This is a genomic window from Chryseobacterium mulctrae, assembly GCF_006175945.1.
GTDB lineage: Bacteria > Bacteroidota > Bacteroidia > Flavobacteriales > Weeksellaceae > Chryseobacterium > Chryseobacterium mulctrae.
This window is the reverse complement of record NZ_VAJL01000001.1, coordinates 475280-498693: the sequence shown is the minus strand read 5'-3', so window position 1 is coordinate 498693 and position 23414 is coordinate 475280. Positions and strand designations below refer to the sequence as shown.

The window sequence follows — 23414 nt, the reverse complement described above, 5'->3', positions numbered from 1 at the left end:
TATAAGCAAAAAAAAGCATTAAACAGGTTGTTCAATTTCAATTTCTTCATCAGCAAACCAGCCTAAATTTGATATTTTGGACTTTAAAGTTTCTGGCTCATTGGTGTATGCAACAATAGCCAGACTTTTTTTGGCTCTACTACATGCAACATAGAAAAGTCTTGAAGTTTTCTCTATGCCTGTCTCTTTCCCTGCAGATACATTATCATTGTCATTTTTTGTTAAAGCCTTTATTCCAAATAGTTTATCATAGCTAAATGTATTACCTCTTGCCTCAACATCATCAATTATGACCATAACCCTTTCGAATTCCAAACCTTTAACTCCTTGATGAGTACCAAATGGGGAGTTCTCTGAGATATAGTCCTGATATTTCACAATTTCGGCAAAACTAGCTTTCAATGCAGAATCCCATGCGAGTAAAAGTTTATCATCATCTTCGTCTGAACCATTGTTACTTAAAGAAGAACGTTCTAAGGCTAATTTTAACTCTGGTGGAATATTGAAAATTTTTGTATTGTGTACCTCTTCAAGAATTTCAATTAAACTTGGAATTTTATTGTTTTCCCATAGGTTTAGGAGTTTATCAATGTTTGTTTTTGATTGTTGCATCACTTTAAGTTGATCGCTTTCACTAATGATATTTTTTCTATCAAATAATGGAGAGTATTCTTTTACAATATTTGCAACTTCAAATTTATTGTTCGATGTCTGTGCTACGGAAAGAGGCAGAATTATATTTGTGAAAAAGTTAACCGAGGAGGAACTTCCTTCAAGAATGCTTGTTTTCAATTTATCTACATTATATAAAGGATTAAAAAAATTTTCAAACCCCATTCGCGTAGCAGCCATATGATGTTCTAACGTAAGTGTTTTCACAGAGATATCTGATTTATTTTTAACCACGTTTTTATCTGTCCATTTAATGTCGTCCGTTAAAAGCGACATTTTTTCTTTAATAGATTGCTCGTTTTTTAATTTGTCAGCATCTCTGGATACTATAAAAAATCTAACTAAACCACCAGTATTTTCGATTCTTGCTAATTGCGTTTGACCATCAATTTCTTTTCTAATTTCGTTGTTTAGCTTAATAATTCTTAATTCGGAACGATGATTCATTGATTTCGTAGGCTTTAACCAATCTTCAGGCAAATCTTTGCCTAACTTCTCTTTACCATCACTATAAATTCGTTGCATTGTATCGCCAAATAAACCTAATGAGAATTTTGTCTTATTTTTTACTTGAAGTGAAAATAAGGCTTCTATTAGATCTTTTTTTGTATCCTGACTTTCATCAATTAAAACTATTGGAAACTTATTAATCAATATTTGTTTAAATAAATCTTTTGATGCTATAAAATAAGATGCTATAGCAATTACTTCACTATGATTTAAGGAAGCTCTCGTTACATTATCTCCATTTGGATTATAGACAAATTTTGCAATAGTGTTTAATGAGTCCAGCCTTTTTGTTTTAGATTCTTTCTTCCTTTGGTTGGAAACGGCTGTTTTATTATTGGGATCTCTAGCTTTCGAAAGCTTTTCGTCTAATTCTACTATAGAATCATTTAGATCTACCCTTAACCAATTCTTTATATCAGTAGTGAAATTTTTAATTAATTCCCAACAAAAACTATGTATTGTGCTGACTGCGAAAATTGAATCAAAATCCGATCTGTGATTAATTTCGTCAGCAGCTGCATTGGTATACGTTATGACTGCAATTTTTTTATTTCTCAATCTAAAATCATTGCCATATTTTTCTTTGAATTTTTGCAATACATTCACTAAAGTTCCCGTTTTTCCAGAACCTGCACCTGCGAAAAGAAAAAAGCTTTTAAGATTTAAAGGATTGAGACATTCAAAAATTTCATCATCGATGTGCTTATCAATATCATTGTTTTCTGCGGTCATAATGCTTCTGTTTCAGATTTTACGATATGATTTTGAGGATGTAAAATATTACTTAACCAATTTAATCCTTCCTCAATGTACGTAGGAGTCTTCAGACATTTTGGATCCTCAAAATATAATACATCAAGCGCAAATTCAGCCTTTTTTGCTCCTTCACTATTGATTGCTAAATATGCTTGTTCTGCGGAAACATTTACGTTACTTTCGTTAGCTGCTTGAACCATTTTTTTTAATAATCCCGCTGTAGCGGATATTGTTTTGAATGTTTCAATATTTTCCAAAACTAATGCATCTTCAAATGTGTAGGGATAAACTTTAGCTCCGGATAAATCAAGCTCTGTTTGGTAAGCTATTCTTATTGGATTATGAGTTAAGAGCTTATTCTCAAAAGGTAATTCTAATAATTTGTCTATTTCTTCTAGTTTCGGATTCCAATTTTTTAAAGTATCATTATTTGTAATTTGGCTCACTCCCTTTTTAGGCTGACATTTTTTGTACTTATCCTTAGGTGGATTTTGGGATATATCAGAATATATTTCTTGAGAATCTAAATCAGTAATGATTAATGTAGTAATACCTAATTTTTCTATTAGTGGTTTTAATCGGTGAGCGTGGCTGCCACCAATTTCTAAAATAGTTATATAACAGCTATCAAGTATTGAGTGATGATTTTTAATAAAATGAGGAATCAATATTCTTTCTGCCGGTCCTTCCACTAGTATTGCCGCATCTGCAAAAAATAAATCATTGTGCGTTGTATTGAGATATCTTATAACAAATTTTTCAGTTTCTTTCTCAGCAGGTTTCGTTGAGTCAAAAACAGATTTTAAACTAATTACCTCAGAAATAGGAATTACTAATGTATTTCTTTTAAAATACCTTAAGCTTTCAAATTTCTGATGAGCGATATAGCTAGAGTGGGTACTGATCACCAATTGAGTAGTAAAGTCAGGCTTAACTCCTAACTCATCATGTTTTCTTAATATATCATAAGCTTTCTTAATAAAAACCTGTTGTACCTGAGCATGAAGATGCGCCTCAGGTTCTTCAACTAGGACTAAGTGTATAGGCTCGATTATATCGTCATTTTCAGTAGTTTTCTTTCCTGTCTTCATCCAATTTTCGCGATAAGTAATTAATTTGAAAACTATTGAAATTAAATTTTGATATCCTAATCCATTATACTTTTCTGGTAAGGTTAATCCTTTATCAATTTGATATCTAACTGCAGAATCGTGCGTTAAACCATCTTCCTCTTTAATAAGAGATGATAATGTTATGGTAGGATTGCCAAATCCAGGATAATTTAATTCTTGCAACTCATCTAATGATTTTTTAAATCGAGTATGTAAATTATTATCAAATACAGTCTGTGCTTTACTCAACGACTCTAATGCATCTAAATCATCTATAGTGGGATCGACAGATGGATTTAAATGCTTTTCATAGTAAGAACGCAACTGAGAAGATAAATTTTTAGTATTTTGCGATTCCGGAGCATCAGAGTTCGGGTCACTAAAACCCCGTTGAGCATTTATTGTATCTACTTTAATAAGACCTTTTAGTGGATTGCCTTCCAGTGCAGGATTACTTTCTGTAATCGTTTGATCTTCGTCAAATTTTTCAGGATCGAGAATATAAGTTTTAATTTCGAAATAAGTATTCAGCTTCTTTTCACAGAATTGCCAAAAATCTGTTGGCCAAAGATTTACAGATTTACCAGAGTCACTATTTAGTTTAATAACCTTTTGTCTGACAATTGTGTATTCCTCAATTAAAGCTTCTATTTTTTTAGGTTGTAGTATTAGCCTAATTCCCAAAAGACCACCAACCCAATCAAGAGTTGGAATTAGATGGCTTACATATCGTAGTTCTGAAATGTTAACATCAATCCATAGATCTAATGATGGTAAATATGGCTCTAATAACCTTAGGCTTTTATCCTCTTCAGCTAGATCGACTTTAGTTACCCAAACTTCTGCAATTTTATTTAGTTCATTCCAATTTGTTATAGTAAAATCTTGCGTTTTAAATTCTTTTTTTTCTAAGAAACTTATTAAGGCATCCATAGCGGTTGTCTTGCCACTATTGTTAGCCCCAACAAATATCGTTTCTTTATCGGAAAACTCTATTTTGCAATTGTGAAGCTTTCTAAAATTTTTAATTTTAACAAAGTCAATTCTCATGGGGTTAGTTTTTGATTATTTGAATGTTTTGCAATATTTAGTCTATTTTGTTTGCTTATAGAAGTTGCAAATGTGAATATACTAATTTGGTGAAATAGATATTTACGGTTTTCCATAAACAACAAAAATAAAAATGATTAAAGAATATTAACTCAGTATTTTTACTGAACTCTGTATTCAATATTTAGTCTAAGTTGTAGAGGAGATAACTTAAATAATATATATATACCTGTTGTGCATTTAGGAATTAAACAATAAAAGATTGTTCATTTGGTTCAAAAACCGTATATTTATTTGACTACCAATCATTTAAATACATGAACAATCTTATTCAAAACTACAAAATTATTTTAGAAGAATTGATAAATACTTGCAGTCATATTAAGACTAAACCTCAGATCAGAGTTCCAAAACTTTCTGATTTAGAACTTGTAGCTTTAAATATTACAGCAGAATATATGTCGATAAACTCTGAATTACAACTGTTTAGATACATTTCAAAAACAGAATTAGAACAAAAAATAGAAAGAAGCGTTTATAACAGAAGAAAGCGAAAATTGTTTTTCTACTTAGAAGAAATACGCAGAGTTTTGAGTGCAAAGTTTTCTGATTTTACAAACGTTTTTATTGTTGATTCAACACCATTGGAGATATGTAAAATAAGTAGGGCAAATCGCAGTGGAATTTGTTCCACAGAAAATATTCGTCCGGAATTTGGATATTGTGCTGCACAAAAAACACGATATTTCGGCTATAAATTACATGCTGTCTGCGACAAAAACGGTGTTTTTCATTCCTTCGATTTTTCTCCGGCAAACGTTCATGACATAAATTATCTGAAGGATATAAAAGAAAACTTCAAAAACTGTTTACTGATAGGCGACAGAGGATATATTAGCGAAAAATTAAGGGTTGATCTGTTCAATTACTCAAACATTAAACTTTCTGTTCCAATGAGAAAAAATCAACATGAATTTGTATCGTTTTCGAAAGTAAAATCTAAAATTAGAAAACGGATTGAAACAGCTATATCACAACTGAGCGGACAATTTTTACTACACATCAATTTAGCAAAAACTTTTGAAGGGTTGGCAACCAGAATTACCTCTAAAATCACTTCTTTTACAATGATACAATATCTTAATTTCTTTATATTTAAAAGAAGTTTAAACAAAATAAAAATTAATTTATCCTAAATGCACAACAGGTTATATATATGTAGATTGATAATCTTTTGAAGTTATTTAGGTTATATTGCAAATTTAATGGTATGTCACTAAATAATGATTTAAAAATCATTAGCTATTTCTTCTTCATATTCTATTTGATAGCTGAGGTCTTCCGCAGCATTTTTTAGTCCTGAACATATTAAATTAATTTCATCTCTTAACGAGATGAAAATTTCTAAACTTTTAAAAATGTTAGATTTTGAAATTGATTTTGCTTTATTTTCTATGGCTTCTATTCTTGAAAATTTTTTGTTCTTCCAAGTAGACTTATAATTTTCTTCAAGTATTTTTCTTTTTCTTTTTTTGTCACTAACATCTTTGATTTCATCTAAATCCCTAAGTTTTTCTGCGTATAGAGTTTTGAAATAATAATGGTAAATATATTCGTTAAATCCCCATTCTTTTGCGGAAGGGAAGTAGTCGCAGTATTCATTTTTTAAAAACTCGTAGTCTTCACGAGCAACAGTCATCCTATCTAGAATAAATTTCCCTAATATTAATTATATTTTAAAAACTTTTCTCCCCGTCCTAACGAATTTATCATAGGTTTCAATAACCTTGCTTTTACCAATTTGTAAAATTTCAACTGAGGCTATATATTTATCCGGATGCTTTTCTCTCCATTCTCGTGGTACCGATTGAAAACTGTTTCCTTCTGGAAATGTGTGTGTAGAAAGATCTCTAGTAAAACTTTCTACATTAAAAACTAATAACCTTTTGATTTCTTCTAATTCAGAATTGAAAAATTCGAAATTTGGATTTTCTGCAATTTTCTCTCTGAAATCAAAAAATGCAAATGCATATTTCTGTTCAAATCCGTGATCAAAGCTTTGTCCACGTAACCATTCAATCTCGTCATCGGCAGAAAGCAGTTCATAGCGGATCATATTGAACAAAACAATATCTAAACTTCTATTTTCATGTGTGTAAGTTAAATTAGAAGGATTGTAGCCTAAATTCTTAATAGATATAACATCGAAAGAACTGACTTGAATTTCAGGCTTCTTTCTTAATTTTCTAATTATTAAAATAATAACAATTAGAATTGCACACGCAAGAATTATTTTCCATAACTCAAATTTACTATCCCGAAAAGATTTGAATGTTTGTAAAAAAGTTTCATTATTTAATTTTGAAAAAATGTAATTATAGCCAATAACTATGATTCCTATTATTCCCGCAGAGATAACTTTACTTAAGACAGGATCCTTCCAAATTTGAATTAATCTTTGCTTCATTGTAATTTGGTAAAAATTATAATTTGAAAGTTAAAGTTGTATCTAAACATACCTTCGAAGGGTATTAACAATTAATGTTTTTTTATGAGATATTAAGTTTATCAAAAAGAACCTTATTTCTCTCCTTTGCATTTTTAATCACTTTTTTAAAAGGAATAACTTCAATATAAGCCTTGTATTTTAATTCGTCTGATGTATAAAATCTAAAATAACCAATGCCATCAGGCATTTTCGTAAACATTTCTTCTCGAAGAATATATTCTAAGGAGGTAGTGATATCAGCAACAATATAACAGTAAAAAGGCGAGCTTTTATTAGCTTCAATGTTTCGACCATCGCTTTTGATTTTATTATCAATTATTTCATTGATATATTTTCTCACCTGCCTTACTGGGTCTTTTTTTGGATCTCCCAATACATAGTCATTTCTGTAAGGTTTTTTAAACTCTACTATTGTGAATGATTCATAAGGGAATTTATCCTCAGAAAAGAGGGTAGCCTTATCAAATATTTCTTCCTGTCTAATTATCAAATCAACACGGTCAGCGGAATTAGATTCAATATCTTTGATCTGATTAAAGGTTTTATCAGAAGCCAAAAGATTATTGAATGTTAATCTCTCATCTAATAACCAAAGATTTTGTTTTTCATGAACTACAGTTCCTTTTTCTTCCTTTATAGGAAAAAATAAACTGTGAAGTATGTCTTCGTTATAAAATTTTTGGTCAGAATCCCACTTAATAAGCTTGTCTAACATATCAATTACAGAACGTCTATGAATAACATATCTTGCTAAATCCGTTTTCCCAACTTCATTAAATTCTGACCAAAATCTATCATATAACTTTTTATAATCTTCCAAAGCTGTGATGTCTTTTTTTTCATCCAAAAGCTTTATACCTTCCATTTTTACTTCTAGCTTCCATTCACTTTCAATTTCATACAGTTTGACATCAAGTTCCATAGGTGTCAACCCAGCAGGAATCTTTTCAACTTTCTCTCTGTTAAATTCTATAACACTTGCATAGTTTGGAAATTCACTTTGGATAATAGGAATATATTGTTCAACTTTTTCCTTCCGCATTTTACTTAAGAATTCACTAAGTAACTCTTCGACTTTAATTAAAGTTCCTCTTCTTATTTTAGCAAGAGTTATCTCGTCATCGTCATTATCTCCATTCGCATCGTCTTCATCAGAAAAATGAAAATTGGTTCTTTCTTCGTTAACGTTTTGATCTAACAATTTACTAAGTACAAAAACTTGATAGTGGTAAGCTGACGTAGAGTCATCATCTTTGATTATATGTCGTAGATCTTCAATATACTTGGACAAACCTTCATCTTTTACAGTTCTTTCGTGAGCGCAGTATAAAATTTTATGACTTTGCGAATTAAATGATTTAGTTACGTATACTTTGAATTCGTATTCACCAATTGTAAATGTATCATCTAAAATTTCTGATTCAAATTCTGTTTTGAAAAGGTTTAAAAGATTTTTCTCTTCACCATTTTGGTTTCTAACGATAATTTCAGGAACAATTTTTTCTATAAAGTATAGTTGAAAATGTGTTATTATTTGTCTGGCAATATCTAAAAGATCTTTAGGCGCTTTCTTTTGATATTCTGATTCAAAATTCTCGAGAAGTACTTTTGTACCTGTAGATGATTTTGTAGATTCTATATTTTTATATTTATCAAAGCCTTCTTTTATATTTTTTCTATATTCAAAATTTCGCACATAGTAACTACCTTGCTCTGCATAAGTGCTTTCCACAACCATTTTAGAAAATAACTTCAGACATACTAATCTACCAATACCTTTACCTCCTATTTTAGCCTTTTTTTCAGAATCAAATTCTGTAAAAGAAATAAAATTTTCGTTGTTCAAACCGATTCCATCATCAATTATTTCTATTGATTTAACTGGGTATTTATCAATATATTCTAATTCTTTTAAAGCTGAATCACCCCCGTTTCGAATCAGATTTATAATAATTTTACCTTTAAAATTCTTCTCTAATTCCTTCCTTTCAAAAATAGCATGAATACTATTGCTTATGATCTCAAATAGTGGTAATAGGGATTTGGTTTTTGGGATATACAACTTATTTACTCTGCTACGTAGATTTGTTACATTTGATACAAGAAGAGAATTAATATTTTCAGTAATCATATTATTCAGTTTTTAGCAAGATAATAATTTGATTGCTTTCATAAAAAGAATTATTATAAAAATGTTTTTAAAAATTTCAACTTAACTTATCTGCACACATTACTCATCATAAGTTGATATTTATTTAATAATTCCATCCATAGAAAATATAAATCTTGAAACTTTTTATTTAAAAAATAAATTATTATTTTTGAATACTAAAATTAGCAAGACAGTGTCGTATGGAGGTTACAGAAAAAATAAATGTTTTTAATTCGGATTCTTTGGATTTATATGATGACTGGTTGAAACCAACGGTTATTATTTCTGATGGTCCATATGGTATTGGTGGTTTTCCTGGAGATCCAAATACGGCAGATGTATTAAGAGAATGGTATAAACCCCACATCAAAAAGTGGTCAAAAAACTCTACACCAAATACAACTTTGTGGTTTTGGAATACTGAATTAGGCTGGGCTAACGTTCATCCAGAACTGGTTGCAAATGATTGGGTATTTGTTAATTGTCATATATGGGATAAGGGAAAGGAGCATATTGCTGGAAATGTCAATACAAAAACAATAAGACATTTCCCTGTGGTAACAGAAGTTTGTGTTCAATACGTAAAAAAAGCAACTTTCGATGTCAATTCCAAAAAAATGACACTACAAGAATGGTTAAGATATGAATGGCAGAGAAGTGGACTTCCATTATCAAAAACTAATGAAGCTTGTGGAGTGGTCAATGCTGCTTCCAGAAAATATTTTACAAATTGTCATCTATGGTATTTTCCACCAGCTGATGCATTTGAAAAATTTAGCGAATATGCTAATGAACATGGAAAAGATGAGGGTAAACCATATTTTTCAATGGACGGAGAAAAAGTCATATCCAAAAAAGAGTGGGAAGGAATGAGGGCTAAATTCAAATGTGAGTTTGGTATTAACAATGTTTGGCGTGAACCTCCTCTTAAAGGAAAAGAACGGTTAAAGAATGGATCAAAATCAGTGCATTTAAATCAGAAACCATTAAAGTTTATGGCGAGAATAATAGAATCCTCTTCTGATATTGGTGACGTTATTTGGGAACCTTTTGGAGGCCTTTTTTCAGGTATGATTGCCACTAATAATTTAGAACGAATAGGTTTCGCTGCTGAAATATCTGAAGATGTTTTTGATATTGGAATAAAGAGAATAGAAAGTCAAATTTCAGTTCTACAAAATGTCATCTAACAAATCTGTAATGTTTGTAGTTTTATCATCAAGAATTTTAGACCATTCTCTTATGGTATGGCCATGAATACTTGTTTTAAGAATTTTAGCCTTAAATTCTTCTAATTCTACATGTTTGATTCTATCTATTTTAGCAAAATTGGTATCCAGTCGGTATGGGAAAGTACCTAACAATTGTTTAATTTTTTGTTGATATTCTAAGGAATGAAAATATTTACCCTTTTCATAATCCCAGCTATCGACAATCAATTGTGCTTCTTTTAAAAGTTCTTTTAAACCTTGAAATTTATATCCATTAACATTTGTTTGTTGCAAATTTACTGTCCTGCTTGTTGTATCTTCGGGTTCAAAAACTAAATAATCTGGTGGGTTATGATAGTGCTTGTCTCTTGCCAAAGCTAAGCTTTGAGCAGTTCCTATCCAAACGCCTAAAATTTTAGGTTTTCCATAAATAATAAATTCTGGAAGCCAGGCAACCAATGCTACATTGGTTTGGTTATGCTCAAAAAAATTGATGGAATCTTTAAACCGCGCTGTTATTTCCGTAGCAAGTGGAAACCATGTCTTAATTTCTATTCCAGGAATAGGGTAAACATCCCCTTTAAAAATAGTGTCTGGAAATCCTGGATCTTGTCTAATCCATTCTCCTTGATTGTTCCAATCCAGTTTATTTAATTCTGAACATACATAGAATTCAATCATATTTCCCACAAGTGGAGAGAGTTTGGAAACTACTTTAGCTAAATGATTAGCATATTCTAAATTATCAGGCTTAGCAACTTCGAGTACTGGAATACTTCTATTTTCTAATGATATCAGATGATTACTTGCTATTTGTAAAATTTCATTATAATCCATTAAATAATTCACTAATTTTTACTTCTAACGCGTTAGTTATTTTTTCAATATTTAGAAGTGTTATATTCTTTTCGCCTCTTTCAATCATACCAATATAAGTTCGATGTACATTGGCTTTAAATGCTAATTCTTCTTGAGAATATCCTTTTTCCAAGCGGTATTCTCTCACTTTATCACCAAAATAATTTAAAATTTCTTTCGACATGAATTGCTAACTATAATATGCTAATATAGATTTGTTATTATTTACTTGCAACATACTATAGTTAGCATGGCAAAATTTGTATTTTCTATTATTAATCATCACATTATCCATATTCCTTTAGTAAATCAATCCAAGACTCAGTAATTCTGAAAAGAATATAAAACAAGAAGAAACAGAATTGCAACAGAAAAAGAAACATTTAAATGAAACAGAAGAATTTCTCCAACAATGCTCTGACCCTTACTAAAAGGAAATTGAAAAGTAAAATAAAAATCCTAACTGAAAAGAGTTAGGATTTTCTTCTATTATGATTTTTAAATTCTTTTTGTAATTCTTTAATTTCAATTTGAAGTTTTTCATATTCAATGTCAGTCAACTTAGTAAATAAAATCAATATGTCAATTTTGAAAAAATTACAAAATTTGACGATACTTTCTATTGTTGGATTAGTTTCTGCTCTTTCAATTCTACCAACTTGATTACTTGAAAGATTAATCTCATTGCCAAGTTGTAATTGCGAAAGTTTACCTTTCAATCTATGAAATTGAAATATTTTTCCAAGTTGAAATTTTAATTCCTCTACTTCCCATATATACATTTAGTAAATTTTAGGATTTCTTTAATTTTTCATAAACACATATATGTGTTGTATTTAATTTTTTATTATATTTGTAAAATAAGTTACTGAATTGTAACTTTGCGATACTTCAAAGAATATTAGAAGCTATTGCTTAGAATCTTGTATTAGAAAACTGGTAATTTTAGAATGCACAAGACGATAAGCAGAAAGCTCACGACCTAGGCGTGGGCTCTCTTATCTTGTGCAAAGGTATACCAGTACCCCTAATACGGATAATGTAGAGTTCCACGCCGTCTTTTGTCAATGCTGTTCGCCTTACCTCTACATTAAAATCTAAGCCCGCTTCCTAAAATACAGTATCAGACTACACGATACAATAGGAGGGTACAACCTATTGCGGCTTTAAATAGCTCACACGGGACACAGATTTCATTCATATTAAATTCTTTCCGGTGCCTTGCGGTCACTGCTTACAGAACCTCACCAGTCCTTTTTCATACCAAAGGGCACTAGGAAAGTTTTATCCATCGATGAATCCATCACATTAATTACAAAAAATAAAAAAACAAAAAAGCCCCTTCCCATACAGTTTGACGACATAGGGAAAGAGCAAGTCAGTAATTAATTTAACGATTAAAAACCTTTTACAAATCTATGAAAAATTCCTATTACAAGATAGGAGGTATTTTCTTTGGCCTTATGCTGACCGCAGTCAGCACCAACATAAAAGCCCAAACACGCACCATTTCCGGTACCGTTACCGCATCCAATAAACCCCTTTCAAGAGTGATCATCTCCCAAGAAGGAAGTGATCAGGTAACGACCACCAGCGAAAACGGAACCTACCTATTGGAGGTGACGGCAGAAAATCCCATCCTATTGTTCAGACATCCTGATTATGCTGAAGAACGAATCACAGCCACCAATCAGACCGTCGTCAATATCAGCTTAGAACAAAAAGTAAAGGGAATCGAAGAAGTTATTCTCAACGCTGGCTACTACAAGGTCAAAGACAAAGAAAGAACCGGTAGCATCGCCAAAGTTTCAGCAAAAGACATAGAAAATCAACCCGTGACCAATGTACTTGCCAGTGCGCAGGGTAGAATGGCAGGAGTAAGCATTACCCAAAACTCAGGAACTCCCGGAGCAGGTTTTGATATTCAGATTCGTGGGCGAAACAGTCTCCGCACCCGTTTGAATTCGGATACCGACGGAAACCAACCCCTGTATATAGTGGATGGTGTTCCTATCGGAGGGAGCGTTACTTCAAGATACGGAGCCGGAATTTTACCGAATGCCGATATCAATCCTTTAAATGCAATCAGCCCCAACGATATTGAAAGTTTTGAAATTCTCAAGGATGCCGATGCCACTGCCATCTACGGTTCGCGGGGAGCAAATGGAGTAGTACTCATTACCACCAAAAGAGGAAAGAGAGGAAATGTTAAACTTTCCCTGAATTCTTCTTATGCTCTGAGTCAGACTTTATCTAACCTTAAGATGATGAACACAGAACAGTATATTGCCATGAGAAAACAAGCTTTTGCCAATGACAATATTTCTTTGTATCCTGTCAATGCCTACGATGTGAACGGTGTTTGGGACAGCAACCGTTACACGGACTGGAGAAAAGAACTGATCGGGAATTTTGCCACTTTGTCCAACACACAGCTTTCATTAAGCGGAGGAAGTGAAACCACCAGTTTTCTGGTAAGTCTGGGACATATGGAACAGACCATGGTATTCGGGCAGGATTTCAGGTATAGAACGAATACGATTTCCGGAAATATCAGCCACCGCTCTCAGGACAGGAAATTCAGTTTTAACTCATCCAGTTTATTTTCATCATTAGATAATAATCTGATCAATTCTGATATCACAAGGAATGCGTACAGTCTTTCTCCTAATGCACCCGCTTTATATGATGCTAACGGAAATCTGAATTGGGAAAATAATACGTTTACCAATCCTGTTGCCGCTTATGAGAATTCATATTCCAACGATAATCTTCAGTTCATGAATAATATGAGTGCAGAATATGAAGCATTTGAGAATTTCAGAATTAAGGTTAACGGAGGATTTAACTATAATACCCTTGAAGAATGGTCTTTACGCCCAAGTACAGCTTTTAATCCTTCCACCGGAGCAACTTCACTTAATTCACAGTCTTCCAAAAGTAATATGAACCGTTTTTCTATGGTCGTCGAACCACAGATCACCTGGCTGTTTAAAAAAGGAAAACATCAGCTGGATATTTTGGTGGGAGGAACTTATCAGAGAGATACCAACGGATCAGGTGCTATTCAGGGAACCGGTTATGAAAGCAATGCCTTTATTAATAATATCGGAGCGGCACAGACCAAGGTCATTCTGGATCATATCACCACAGAATACCGATATGCAGCATTTTTCGGAAGGGTTAATTATCAGTTTGATAAAAAATATATTGTCAACATTACCGGTAGACGGGATGGAAGCAGCAGATTCGGAAGCAATAACAAGTTTGCCAATTTCGGTGCGGTAGGAGCAGCATGGCTGTTTTCGGAAGAGAATTTCCTGAAAGATAGTTCATGGTTGAGTTTCGGAAAACTGCGAGGAAGTTTTGGTTCCTCAGGTAGTGATAATATCGGAGATTATCAGTATCTGAATACATTCGCAACATCAACGCTGATTTATAATGGGACATCAGGACTCAGCCCAACCAAATTATTCAATCCTGATTTCAGTTGGGAAAGAACAGTGAAAATGGAGGCGGCTCTTGAACTGGGATTGTTCAAAAACAGACTGAACATGACGGCAGCATATTACAGAAACCGCTCCGGAAATCAGTTGGTAGGCTACCAGCTTCCAGCAGTAACAGGGTTCAGTTCGGTTTTAGCGAACTTGGATGCAGTTATTAAGAATACAGGCTTTGAATTTGAATTGAGAGCAGATGTTCTGAAATCTGAAAACTTCTCATGGAACAGTTCTTTTAATATAACATTTCCTCAGAACAAACTGATTTCATTTCCGGGTCTTGAAGGTTCTACCTATGCGAACAACTATATTGTTGGAGAACCCATTTCAATCATTAAACTGTATCAGTTAACGGGCGTAAATCCCGCTACCGGATTATACAGCTTTACGGATTTCAACGGTGACGGAAGAATCTCATCACCGGACGACCGCCAGATTGTGGAAAATATAGGGCAACGGTTTTTTGGAGGATTAAGCAATGAGCTGAGATACAAAAACTGGAACTTATCTTTCCTTTTACAGTTTGTAAAACAACAGAGCCGAAATTACAACTCAATTATAACCTCACCGGGCATTATGACCAATCTTCCGGTGGAAGCGCTCAATGTCTGGTCTCCTCAAAATCCAAACGGACTTTATATGCCGTACCGATCTGTGAATTCATCTTCTAACAGTCTTTTTCAGACCAGTACAGCCAGTGTGTCTGACGGATCGTTTATACGCTTGAAAAATGTTCAGATCAATTATACCATTCCGATGCGCTCATCAGTATTTCGGGAAGCTAAAGTCTACTTTCAGGGACAGAATCTTCTGACATGGACGAAATATTTCGGAATTGATCCTGAATTTACATCTGTAGGTTTCTTACCCCCTTTACGGACTTACTCATTGGGAGTACAGCTGACCCTTTAATTAAATGATTTTGATTTTGAATTATTAAAACAAAAAGAAAATGGCAACAAATATTAATAAAATAACAGCAATAGCAGTGCTTTGTATTCTGACTACACTGATATCGTGCGAAAAAATGCTGGAAGTAGATCTTCCGGAAAATCAGATGCTGTCTGAAACAGTGTTTCAGGATGCCCAAACTGCTAATTCGGTACTTTCGGGTTTATACGCCGGACTTTGGGAAGCTTCGCCGATTGCAGGAGATCAGAGTGGCAGAATACTGAGTCTTTACACCGATGATTTGACGTACTACGCAGTCAACGCTACCAACGGGCTTCCCGAGATTTCCAATAATACTTTGATAGACACCAATCAATTTGTAAGTTCAGTATGGTCTGCAGCCTATCAGAAAATATATGTCAGCAATTCAATAATTGAAGGACTGAATAGCTCAAGTTCTATATCAGCTGCTGAAAAAAACAGAATGACAGGGGAAGCTTTGACCATTCGTTCTTTGCTCTTTTTTTATCTGCAGCAAATCTATGGTGATATCCCGTATCCAGTTACAACTAATTATCAGATCAATCAATCCATTACCAAGACAAATTCTGAGGAGGTTTTACAGCGCATTGAATCAGATCTTACAGAGGCAGTAGAACTATTACCGGATCAATACCGTTCTGCAGAAAGGATTTTTATTAACAAAAAAACGGCTCAACTGATGCTGGCAAAAGTTCAGATGCAAAGATCAAAATATGCTGAAGCTGAAAGTACTTTAAAAGCCGTCATTCAAAGTCCTCTGTACCAATTTCAGAATGATATTACAAAAGTTTTTCTAAAATCAGGAACGCATATTATCTGGCAACTTAAACCAAAGAACAGTGGTGATCCTGTCAGAGAAGCTACCCTCTATTATTTCGCCAATGTAGCACCTTATTCTATGTCCCTGTCTCCGGCTCTTGTCAGTTCATTCCAGACCGGTGATCTCCGTAAACAGCATTGGATGGCGGCTGTTACCGTAGCAGGAACGACCTGGTACCGTGCAGAAAAATATAAAGCAAGATCTGCTAATACAATGGAAAACTCTATCGTTTTCCGACTGGAAGAGGCTTATCTTCTTTTAGCTGAATCTTTGGCTAAACAAAATAAGACTGCGGAAGCGCTTCCTTACATCAATCCTATAAGACAGAGGGCAGCTGAACCCCTTTTGGCAAGTTCAGTTTCACAGAACACTCTTTTGGATGAAATTCTGAAAGAAAATAGAAAAGAGTTTTTTACGGAAATGGGTCACCGCTTTATAGATCTGAAAAGAGCAGGGCAGTTGAATACCTTACAAACGACTAAGACAAATTGGAAGGATTTTCATAAAGTTTGGCCTCTGCCGCAGAAGGAACTGTTAATGAACCCCAATATGAACCCTCAAAATTCAGGATACTAATGAAAACCGTTTGTCTTTTATTATGGCTTTGCTCAGGTATCCTGATTAAAGCACAGAAAACTGATGCCGAAATGGATCAATGGATGTCTCGTTTTTCAACAGCAATAGGTGGCTTGCAGGTAACGGATGATCAACGGTTTGCCTTAGTAACGAAATATTACAGGAAGAATTCAGATACAATTTTGATTTTTGATACAAAATCAGAGAACATAATTTTAGATACTTTGCTAAAAAAAAATAAAGTTGCATTCCTGAATAACAATCTCGCATTTGCCGTAGGTAATGGTACAGCAGAACTGATCGATCTGCCGTCAAAAAAGAGAAAGAAGTTTGATCAAATAATTAGTGGAGAAATTCTGTCAGTGTCAAAACAGGTGGTTCTCCTTGATCATGCTAAGAATATCAATATCTATGACTATAAAGGGAAACTTCTGCATTCTTCAAAAGGAGTGCAGGATTTTATTTCGGATGGGGACGGCAGAGTATATCTGGTTTATAAAAATGGTAGCACCTCTGAAATTGCTGTATGGAATGGTAAAACTGTAAAAACGATACATACAACGAGCAATGGTATTAAATCAATAAAGTACCTGCCATCAAAAAATTTCATTTCATTGACAGAAGAATATCAGAAAGCAGATGATTTAGAATTAAGTGTTTTTTTAATCAGAACATCAGATAATTATTTATATAAGAATAAGGAAATCAGTTCTAGTGGATTTGAATCCGTTAAAATATCTGAGATTCATGATTCCGATACTTTCCTGATTGATTTTCAGCATATCCAGCAACCACAGAAAGATAAAATGGTAGAGGTATGGTATAGTGGAGATAAACGCCTGCGGGACAAAAAAGACGGAACAAAGCATCATCGGTACCTACACTGGAACATTTCAAAAGATGAGATCATAGAAATACCGACAGGTCATTTTTCTGATTTTATCGGGATGAATGATGCCCACTATCTTTGGGCATATCATACAGACGAAGAATTCAATTATACTGGCTATCGCAGTTTTAATGTATTCAGATATGATACTTATACCGATAAGGCTGAACGTATCTTTGAAAATGTCGAAGAATTGGTCATGAGTGAGAATCGCAGATTTACACTTGCGTACCGTATTGATAAAAAAATGTGGATCTTATATGACCATTTTCTCAACAAGATAAAAGATATTGTGACTACCGAAAAGCTTACCAATCCAGTAATGATGTCTGATCAGACAGCCTTATTTGAATGTGCAGATGGTTTGTTCAGATATGATCTGATAAAAGGTAGCTCAAAAAAAATTATTGTTGCAAACAATTCAAAAGTGACCTTTCATAACTTACTCGGAAACCTGATCCATCATATAAGTAATTTTAAATTTGTCGAAAGAAGTGCCGATGCAAAGAAACCTCTAGTATTAAATGTAAAAAGAACAGATTATAATGATAACGGCTATTTTACATTTTTGAACGGAGAGATACGAAATCTAATTCCTTATACTCCCAACAAAATAAAAGACTTTAAATACGACAAAAAGAAAAACATAATATTTACTGTAGAGGAAAATTTTAATGTAGCCGCCAGTTTGTATTTAACTGAAAAAGGTGATGCCGAAAAGAAATTATTATACCATTCAAATTTGCATGATCAGAAATCAAAGTTTATGAAACAGGATATTCTGTCCTATAAAAACAGTGTGGGGACCGCTTTAAAAGGAGTTCTTACCTATCCTGTAGATTTTGATTCCTCGAAAAAATATCCCGTGGTGGTTCAGGTCTACAGTTTACTTTCCGGCAGTGCAGACAAGTACCTTTACCCTGACTGGGGTAATACTGGCTTTAACAAACGTACGCTTATAGAGAATGGTTATTTTGTTTTCCAACCGGATATACTATTCGATAAGAGAGGAACAGGTCTTTCCGCTTTGGATTGCGTGAACAGCGGTTTGGATGTAATTGTAAATCATCCGAATATTGATGCATCTCGGTTGGGATTGATTGGTCATTCTTTAGGAGGATACGAAACCAATTTCATCTCTACTCATTCCAAACGCTTTGCAGCATACGTTACAGGTGGATCATTAGGTGATATTCCTCACTTTTATTTTTCGTTCAGCGATCTTTTTAATGTTGCCAATTATATGCGGTTTGAAAACGGTCAGTTTGAGATGGGAGAACCATACTCTGATAATAAAGACGTGTATTTTCGTAATAATCCAATCAATTATGTGGAAAATGTGAGTGCACCGGTCTTGATATGGGCAGGAAAAAAAGATACTAATACTCCTTTGGATCAGCCTATGAGTTTCTTTATGGGATTGCTGCGAAATGATAAGAAGGCTGTGGCTTTACTGTATGACAAGCAGGAGCACTCTTTAAAGGATGATTCTGAGGAAATCAAAGACCTTAATAATAAGGTAATGGATTGGTGGAATTATTTTTTAAAAAAAGAGGAAAATATTGACTGGATTAATCAGGAAATGAAAAGGGACGCTCAATAGCGTCCCTCATCTTTCTATAATGGAATTTGAAAAAGTTCGCTTCCACACATGGTTCCTGAGCCTTCATCATGAAGATCGGTAGTGCCGTCAACTTCCCATTTACAGACAATACCATTATTAACATCACTACACTGTTGCTCAGCATTTTGACATTGGAACTGTCCTCCTCCTACGCTCACAATTCTGTAAGCAGGTACTAAAGCTTTGTTACTCTTTTTTGCTACGTTGGTAGCAAGTGCTGACCCTGTGCCCACTAATACTAGGACAACAGGAAAAAGAAATTTTTTCATAATAAAGAAATTTGATTGTGCCTACTCTTGGATACGGTTTTCGGCTACCCCGTTTTTAAAATATTTTGTCAAAGAATTTGTCAAACGGTACTGAATGAGCTGATTTCCTGCAATGACGTACAAGTGCTTATCGGTAACTATAAAATCTGACATCTCAGAATCTTTGTAATGATCAATGTAAATACTTCCGATATATTCCTGCTTATTGATATTGTAAACATCAATTGTTCTGCTTTCCTTCCATCTTTTGACGGGTTCATGCTGGCCTCTTAAGTAGGCAGGATTAAATAAAAGTCCGTTGAAAATTTTTGCATTCCCATTGACAAGCAATGCTGGTTTAGACATTTTAAATCTTCCGTCGGATAGGGAAGTTACCTTGATCTGGGCAATAGTTGTTGTATCAATAGTTGATAACCTCCGTTGAAGTTTCATTGTTGAATCCATCACAATAAACTGATTACGGTAAGCATGAATGTAAGTTACTTTTGATGATTTAGGATCTGAAGACAGATTACCGTCCGAATCAAATACCCCATCAGATTGTTTTTCCAGAAGTTGCGGAAATAACTGGACTTTATTTTTTCCATTTTTTCCATTTTTTTCAATCGTTAATAAACCAAGTGTAAGATTTTTAGTTGTTGATGACAGTGCTCTAATGGCCATTCTATTACTGTTGATAATTTCTATCTGACTGAAAAAAGCATCCTTGTAACTGATGACCTCCGTTTCAGGACGGCTTAACTGCCCTCTAGATATTACAGGCACTGTACCGTCGTAGATAAAATAATTGTTACCATAGACTTTAACCTCAATCTTTCTATATGGATATTTTTTAAGATGCAGATCCATTTTTAAATTGGGTCGTTTTTGAAGCAATGAGTCGACAGTCAGTAGATTTTGTGGCATGGTCCTGTTTCCAAGATATACCTTTTGATTATCAGATCCTGCAAAATAGTACGTGTTGTTTTCGAGAGCAATACTTTTTGTTTTTAGAACAGGATGCATTAAAAACCTTCGTGTAAAATTATTTTCCTGCTTAATCACATAGTCTGATCTTAAAAATAAAAAAAGAATAATGATCGCACTTAGAATATTGGAAATGACGAGTGATAGAATAACAGTTTTGCGTGGATATTCGTTCTTTGAATATAAAAAGACAGCTACAATTCCCAGCACTACACTTGTGATATTGAAAATCAAATGTTCTGTCCATCCCATCTTCTCCAGGATCCCTCCGCATGAACATGGTACGAAATCACTATAATTTAAAATTAAATAGATGTAGACCGTAAACGCTGTCATCATTGCAGTTGATGAATATAATCCCAAGAGAAATGTTTTTGGAAAAATCAGCATCAGTACGATGAGCAGTTCTGCAATAATTACTGCATATGATACAAATCCTGCATAAGCACTTAACAAAGGTGATTGCCCAATCTGAACCTGAAAGTTTTCAAAATCCAGTATTTTGCTGATTGCAGCATAGCAAAAAAGCAGTATAAAAAAGTAGGTGATCACTTTAACAATTATAGAATATGTCTTTCTCATGGTAAATACTTGTAAATTTTAACAGGCTATAATTAATTTCCATTTGATCTTCCTTCCACAATAGTCCGGCATTCTCTCACCTTTAAATAAAGTGACTGTCGTTCTGAAATTCCCCATACTTTCCCAGATGCCGCTTTCCGGACATGGTAAGCCTGTGACAACTGATATGGAGGTATGGGGAATCATAGGTCATAAGGTGTGATTACTTTTTTGGGACAGACCGCCAATTATCGCCATCTCTTACCGGCGGATCGGGATCTACAATTTCTCCTGACGATCTGGTCGAATCTCCACGCATCATGAACTCTGGTTGTGTGTCATTTGATCGACTATGATCTGCACTGACATCTTCATCTCGATCGGTACAGTTTTGCAATAAAACTGACGCTATCGCTATACTAAAAATTGGGATAAGCTTTTTCATTTTAATTTTTTTAATTGGGTTATCCCGGCCGGATTAAGATAGAATTCTAAGCCAAAGGTATCGGTCAAAAAGCCTCAAAAAAAGTGTTGTTCGGCGTGATTTTAAAATTAATACGTCACAATTTTAAAATTGATCCCATTGATTTTAGTGACTATGTAGTTGTTTATCAATAAAATAAAGCCTCCTATGCTTTTTGATAGTATGAAATCTATGTGATCTCATAATTTCACTAAAAAAAATGTCTAAATTTGATATGGTGAGTTTCTAAAATAAGTGATATGGAAAGGGTTGCATACTTTCTTGTATTCATTTCTGTTTTTTCACAGCTCCTGTTTTCACAGGGTCATCAGACAACATTCAGTGAGATAAGAAGTTCATATGAGAAAAAAGACATTGACGACAGCAGTGCCATGCCTCAGGTACGACGATACATCCAGAAAGCAAAATCAGAGTCCAGTTTTAATAAGCTAATTCAAGGATACCGCGACGGACGTCAGTTTGACTATGCCCATAAAATGCAGTACGCGGACAGTGCAATATTGGCAAGTCGTCAGTACGGAACGAGTGATGATCTGAGCAGGGATCATCTCAGCAAGGGCATTATCTACTATTTCTATCAAAAAAATTACAGGCAGGCACTTAATCAATATGTTCTTGCCTACAACTATTCTAAAGGTTCCGATGACCAATACCAAAAATATAAAGTGGTCTATCATCTCGGTATCGTCAAAGGTCATTTGGGGTATTATGAAGATGCGTTGTCCCATTTTGAGAAATGCATACGATTTTACGGTCAGCATATCACCGAAGATCTTCACAACAATGAGACCTATAATTACAAAAAGGCCTATTTCAACAGTCTTCACCAGCTGACGGTCATCAACCGCTATCTTAAGAATTTTAAAAAAAGCGACAGTTTGAGCTTATTAGGGGATAAGCTTACCCGTAATAACAAAGACTTTGTTCTGGAGAACAGTTATTTTCTGAAGTGCATAGCTATATCAAAATACAACGACGGAGCGTATACGTCAGCAAGCGCTTATCTTAAAAGGTCGTTGCCTGCCATTGTTAAGCGAAATGATTTCGCATGGGCCTCTGTGGTCTATTTTTATTTGGGCAGAATTGATATTGCACAAAGGAAACCTGAGCAGGGTATAATGTATTTCTACAAGGTCGATTCGATCTTTAACAAACAAGGATTTGTCATTCCCGAAGTTTCACCCAGCTATAATTTTCTGATCGGTTTCTACAGGTCGAAAAAAAATATTAAAAGACAACTGTATTACACCAATCAGTTGCTTAAAGCCGACAGTCTGATCAGCAATGACTATCCTTATCTGTCATCGAAGCTTCACAGGGATTATGACCGGAGCAGTTTACTTGATGAGAAGCAACGCCTTGAGAAAGCCAGCAGAAAGAAAATAATGATAGGACAGATTTTAATTGCATCCGGATCAATGCTACTCGGATTTTTTATCTACCGTTACTACAGGGAACGCAAGATCAGAAAGCAGTATGAGCTACTGCAGAAAAAATTAGAAAACCAGCCCAACGTCATTGCTGACGTTGATGGCGAGATGTCCCCAAAAGGTCCTTCGAGAAAGACCAGCCTTACTGCAGCAATGACCGAAGAAATCAGGCAGAAACTTAATAAATTCGAGAAAGAGCTGATGTTCACCAAGAAAGGCCTGACCGAAAAAAGTGTTGCTGTCAAATTGGGAACAAATTCACATTACCTCTCGGTGTACATCAACGAAAACAAGGGAATGAACTTCAACAAATATATGGCCGAGCTGCGGATCAACCATATCACGCACCTTCTGAATACCGATACGAAATATCTTAATTACAGCATCACAGCATTGGCAGAAGAATGCGGTATTGCAGCAAGGCAAAATTTTTCCAGCCTATTCTTCGAGATCAATGGAATCCGACCTACAGACTACATCAAGAATCGAAAAAAGGACCTTGGGATCAGTTGATTGTCGCATGAATACACGA

Annotated in this window: 16 protein-coding genes; 6 read left to right on the top strand and 10 right to left on the bottom strand. The window is 34.2% G+C overall.

Annotated features, from left to right (window positions below; all coding sequences use genetic code 11):
* Positions 1 to 18 precede the first annotated feature (18 nt).
* Both FDY99_RS02115 and FDY99_RS02110 read right to left on the bottom strand, forming a co-directional pair.
* Positions 19 to 1914: a UvrD-helicase domain-containing protein gene (locus tag FDY99_RS02115; protein WP_139418882.1), complete on the bottom strand. Its 1896-nt coding sequence runs from the start codon at positions 1912 to 1914 to the stop codon at positions 19 to 21.
* The gene (locus tag FDY99_RS02110; protein WP_139418881.1) at positions 1911 to 4100 is read right to left on the bottom strand and encodes an ATP-dependent nuclease; all 2190 of its coding nucleotides are present in this window, start codon (positions 4098 to 4100) and stop codon (positions 1911 to 1913) included. The genes FDY99_RS02115 and FDY99_RS02110 overlap by 4 nt, the downstream gene beginning before the upstream one ends.
* A gap of 317 nt (positions 4101 to 4417) precedes the next feature.
* Here FDY99_RS02110 and FDY99_RS02105 point away from each other — a divergent pair, with 317 nt between their 5' ends.
* On the top strand, positions 4418 to 5296 hold the full coding sequence (locus FDY99_RS02105; RefSeq protein WP_063969482.1) for an IS982 family transposase: 879 nt from the start codon (positions 4418 to 4420) through the stop codon (positions 5294 to 5296).
* Positions 5297 to 5388: 92 nt separating this feature from the next.
* On the opposite strand, the gene FDY99_RS02100 is transcribed toward FDY99_RS02105, so the two are convergent.
* The 3 genes from FDY99_RS02100 to FDY99_RS02090 all read right to left on the bottom strand — a co-directional run bounded on the left by FDY99_RS02100 (position 5389) and on the right by FDY99_RS02090 (position 8740).
* Entirely contained in the window at positions 5389 to 5799 is a 411-nt protein-coding gene (locus FDY99_RS02100; RefSeq protein ID WP_139418880.1) for a hypothetical protein, read from the bottom strand.
* Between the two features lie 30 nt (positions 5800 to 5829).
* Entirely contained in the window at positions 5830 to 6567 is a 738-nt protein-coding gene (locus tag FDY99_RS02095) for a hypothetical protein (protein ID WP_139418879.1), read from the bottom strand.
* Between the two features lie 82 nt (positions 6568 to 6649).
* Positions 6650 to 8740, bottom strand: coding sequence for an ATP-binding protein (locus FDY99_RS02090; protein ID WP_139418878.1), 2091 nt, complete (start codon positions 8738 to 8740; stop codon positions 6650 to 6652).
* Positions 8741 to 8961: 221 nt separating this feature from the next.
* Here FDY99_RS02090 and FDY99_RS02085 point away from each other — a divergent pair, with 221 nt between their 5' ends.
* Positions 8962 to 9951, top strand: a complete 990-nt coding sequence (locus tag FDY99_RS02085) for a DNA methyltransferase (RefSeq protein WP_139418877.1) — start codon at positions 8962 to 8964, stop codon at positions 9949 to 9951.
* Here FDY99_RS02085 and FDY99_RS02080 read toward each other — a convergent pair.
* From FDY99_RS02080 to FDY99_RS02070, 3 genes are all read right to left on the bottom strand, one after another.
* Positions 9934 to 10809, bottom strand: a complete 876-nt coding sequence (locus tag FDY99_RS02080) for a hypothetical protein (RefSeq protein WP_139418876.1) — start codon at positions 10807 to 10809, stop codon at positions 9934 to 9936. The genes FDY99_RS02085 and FDY99_RS02080 overlap by 18 nt on opposite strands.
* Positions 10799 to 11014: a helix-turn-helix domain-containing protein gene (locus FDY99_RS02075; protein WP_139418875.1), complete on the bottom strand. Its 216-nt coding sequence runs from the start codon at positions 11012 to 11014 to the stop codon at positions 10799 to 10801. The genes FDY99_RS02080 and FDY99_RS02075 overlap by 11 nt, the downstream gene beginning before the upstream one ends.
* 289 nt (positions 11015 to 11303) lie before the next feature.
* Positions 11304 to 11612: a helix-turn-helix domain-containing protein gene (locus tag FDY99_RS02070; protein WP_139418874.1), complete on the bottom strand. Its 309-nt coding sequence runs from the start codon at positions 11610 to 11612 to the stop codon at positions 11304 to 11306.
* Between the two features lie 636 nt (positions 11613 to 12248).
* Here FDY99_RS02070 and FDY99_RS02065 point away from each other — a divergent pair.
* The 3 genes from FDY99_RS02065 to FDY99_RS02055 are packed head-to-tail and all read left to right on the top strand — an operon-like array spanning position 12249 to position 19151.
* A complete protein-coding gene (locus tag FDY99_RS02065) occupies positions 12249 to 15242 on the top strand; it encodes a SusC/RagA family TonB-linked outer membrane protein (RefSeq protein WP_139418873.1) in 2994 nt (997 codons plus the stop codon).
* A gap of 40 nt (positions 15243 to 15282) precedes the next feature.
* Entirely contained in the window at positions 15283 to 16659 is a 1377-nt protein-coding gene (locus FDY99_RS02060) for a RagB/SusD family nutrient uptake outer membrane protein (RefSeq protein WP_123856265.1), read from the top strand.
* Positions 16659 to 19151, top strand: a complete 2493-nt coding sequence (locus FDY99_RS02055; RefSeq protein WP_139418872.1) for an alpha/beta hydrolase family protein — start codon at positions 16659 to 16661, stop codon at positions 19149 to 19151. Before FDY99_RS02060 ends, FDY99_RS02055 begins: the two co-directional genes overlap by 1 nt.
* 14 nt (positions 19152 to 19165) lie before the next feature.
* Here FDY99_RS02055 and FDY99_RS02050 read toward each other — a convergent pair whose 3' ends face one another.
* Positions 19166 to 19441, bottom strand: a complete 276-nt coding sequence (locus FDY99_RS02050; RefSeq protein ID WP_139418871.1) for a DUF6520 family protein — start codon at positions 19439 to 19441, stop codon at positions 19166 to 19168.
* Positions 19442 to 19462: 21 nt separating this feature from the next.
* Positions 19463 to 20989: a MauE/DoxX family redox-associated membrane protein gene (locus tag FDY99_RS02045; RefSeq protein WP_139418870.1), complete on the bottom strand. Its 1527-nt coding sequence runs from the start codon at positions 20987 to 20989 to the stop codon at positions 19463 to 19465.
* A gap of 702 nt (positions 20990 to 21691) precedes the next feature.
* On the opposite strand from FDY99_RS02045, the gene FDY99_RS02035 reads away from it, so the two are divergent.
* Positions 21692 to 23395 (top strand): helix-turn-helix domain-containing protein, encoded by a 1704-nt coding sequence (locus FDY99_RS02035; protein WP_139418869.1) that lies wholly within the window; start codon positions 21692 to 21694, stop codon positions 23393 to 23395.
* Positions 23396 to 23414: the final 19 nt, after the last annotated feature.

What these genes read in the sequence shown, in the direction of transcription:
- FDY99_RS02035 (WP_139418869.1), top strand. Translation starts at nt 21,692, where the DNA reads ATGGAAAGGGTTGCATACTTTCTTGTATTCATTTCTGTTTTTTCACAG.
- FDY99_RS02065 (WP_139418873.1), top strand. Translation starts at nt 12,249, where the DNA reads ATGAAAAATTCCTATTACAAGATAGGAGGTATTTTCTTTGGCCTTATG.
- FDY99_RS02110 (WP_139418881.1), bottom strand. Translation starts at nt 4,100, where the DNA reads ATGAGAATTGACTTTGTTAAAATTAAAAATTTTAGAAAGCTTCACAAT.
- FDY99_RS02115 (WP_139418882.1), bottom strand. Translation starts at nt 1,914, where the DNA reads ATGACCGCAGAAAACAATGATATTGATAAGCACATCGATGATGAAATT.
- FDY99_RS02090 (WP_139418878.1), bottom strand. Translation starts at nt 8,740, where the DNA reads ATGATTACTGAAAATATTAATTCTCTTCTTGTATCAAATGTAACAAAT.
- FDY99_RS02080 (WP_139418876.1), bottom strand. Translation starts at nt 10,809, where the DNA reads ATGGATTATAATGAAATTTTACAAATAGCAAGTAATCATCTGATATCA.
- FDY99_RS02100 (WP_139418880.1), bottom strand. Translation starts at nt 5,799, where the DNA reads ATGACTGTTGCTCGTGAAGACTACGAGTTTTTAAAAAATGAATACTGC.
- FDY99_RS02095 (WP_139418879.1), bottom strand. Translation starts at nt 6,567, where the DNA reads ATGAAGCAAAGATTAATTCAAATTTGGAAGGATCCTGTCTTAAGTAAA.
- FDY99_RS02070 (WP_139418874.1), bottom strand. Translation starts at nt 11,612, where the DNA reads ATGTATATATGGGAAGTAGAGGAATTAAAATTTCAACTTGGAAAAATA.
- FDY99_RS02055 (WP_139418872.1), top strand. Translation starts at nt 16,659, where the DNA reads ATGAAAACCGTTTGTCTTTTATTATGGCTTTGCTCAGGTATCCTGATT.
- FDY99_RS02045 (WP_139418870.1), bottom strand. Translation starts at nt 20,989, where the DNA reads ATGAGAAAGACATATTCTATAATTGTTAAAGTGATCACCTACTTTTTT.
- FDY99_RS02075 (WP_139418875.1), bottom strand. Translation starts at nt 11,014, where the DNA reads ATGTCGAAAGAAATTTTAAATTATTTTGGTGATAAAGTGAGAGAATAC.
- FDY99_RS02085 (WP_139418877.1), top strand. Translation starts at nt 8,962, where the DNA reads ATGGAGGTTACAGAAAAAATAAATGTTTTTAATTCGGATTCTTTGGAT.
- FDY99_RS02050 (WP_139418871.1), bottom strand. Translation starts at nt 19,441, where the DNA reads ATGAAAAAATTTCTTTTTCCTGTTGTCCTAGTATTAGTGGGCACAGGG.
- FDY99_RS02105 (WP_063969482.1), top strand. Translation starts at nt 4,418, where the DNA reads ATGAACAATCTTATTCAAAACTACAAAATTATTTTAGAAGAATTGATA.
- FDY99_RS02060 (WP_123856265.1), top strand. Translation starts at nt 15,283, where the DNA reads ATGGCAACAAATATTAATAAAATAACAGCAATAGCAGTGCTTTGTATT.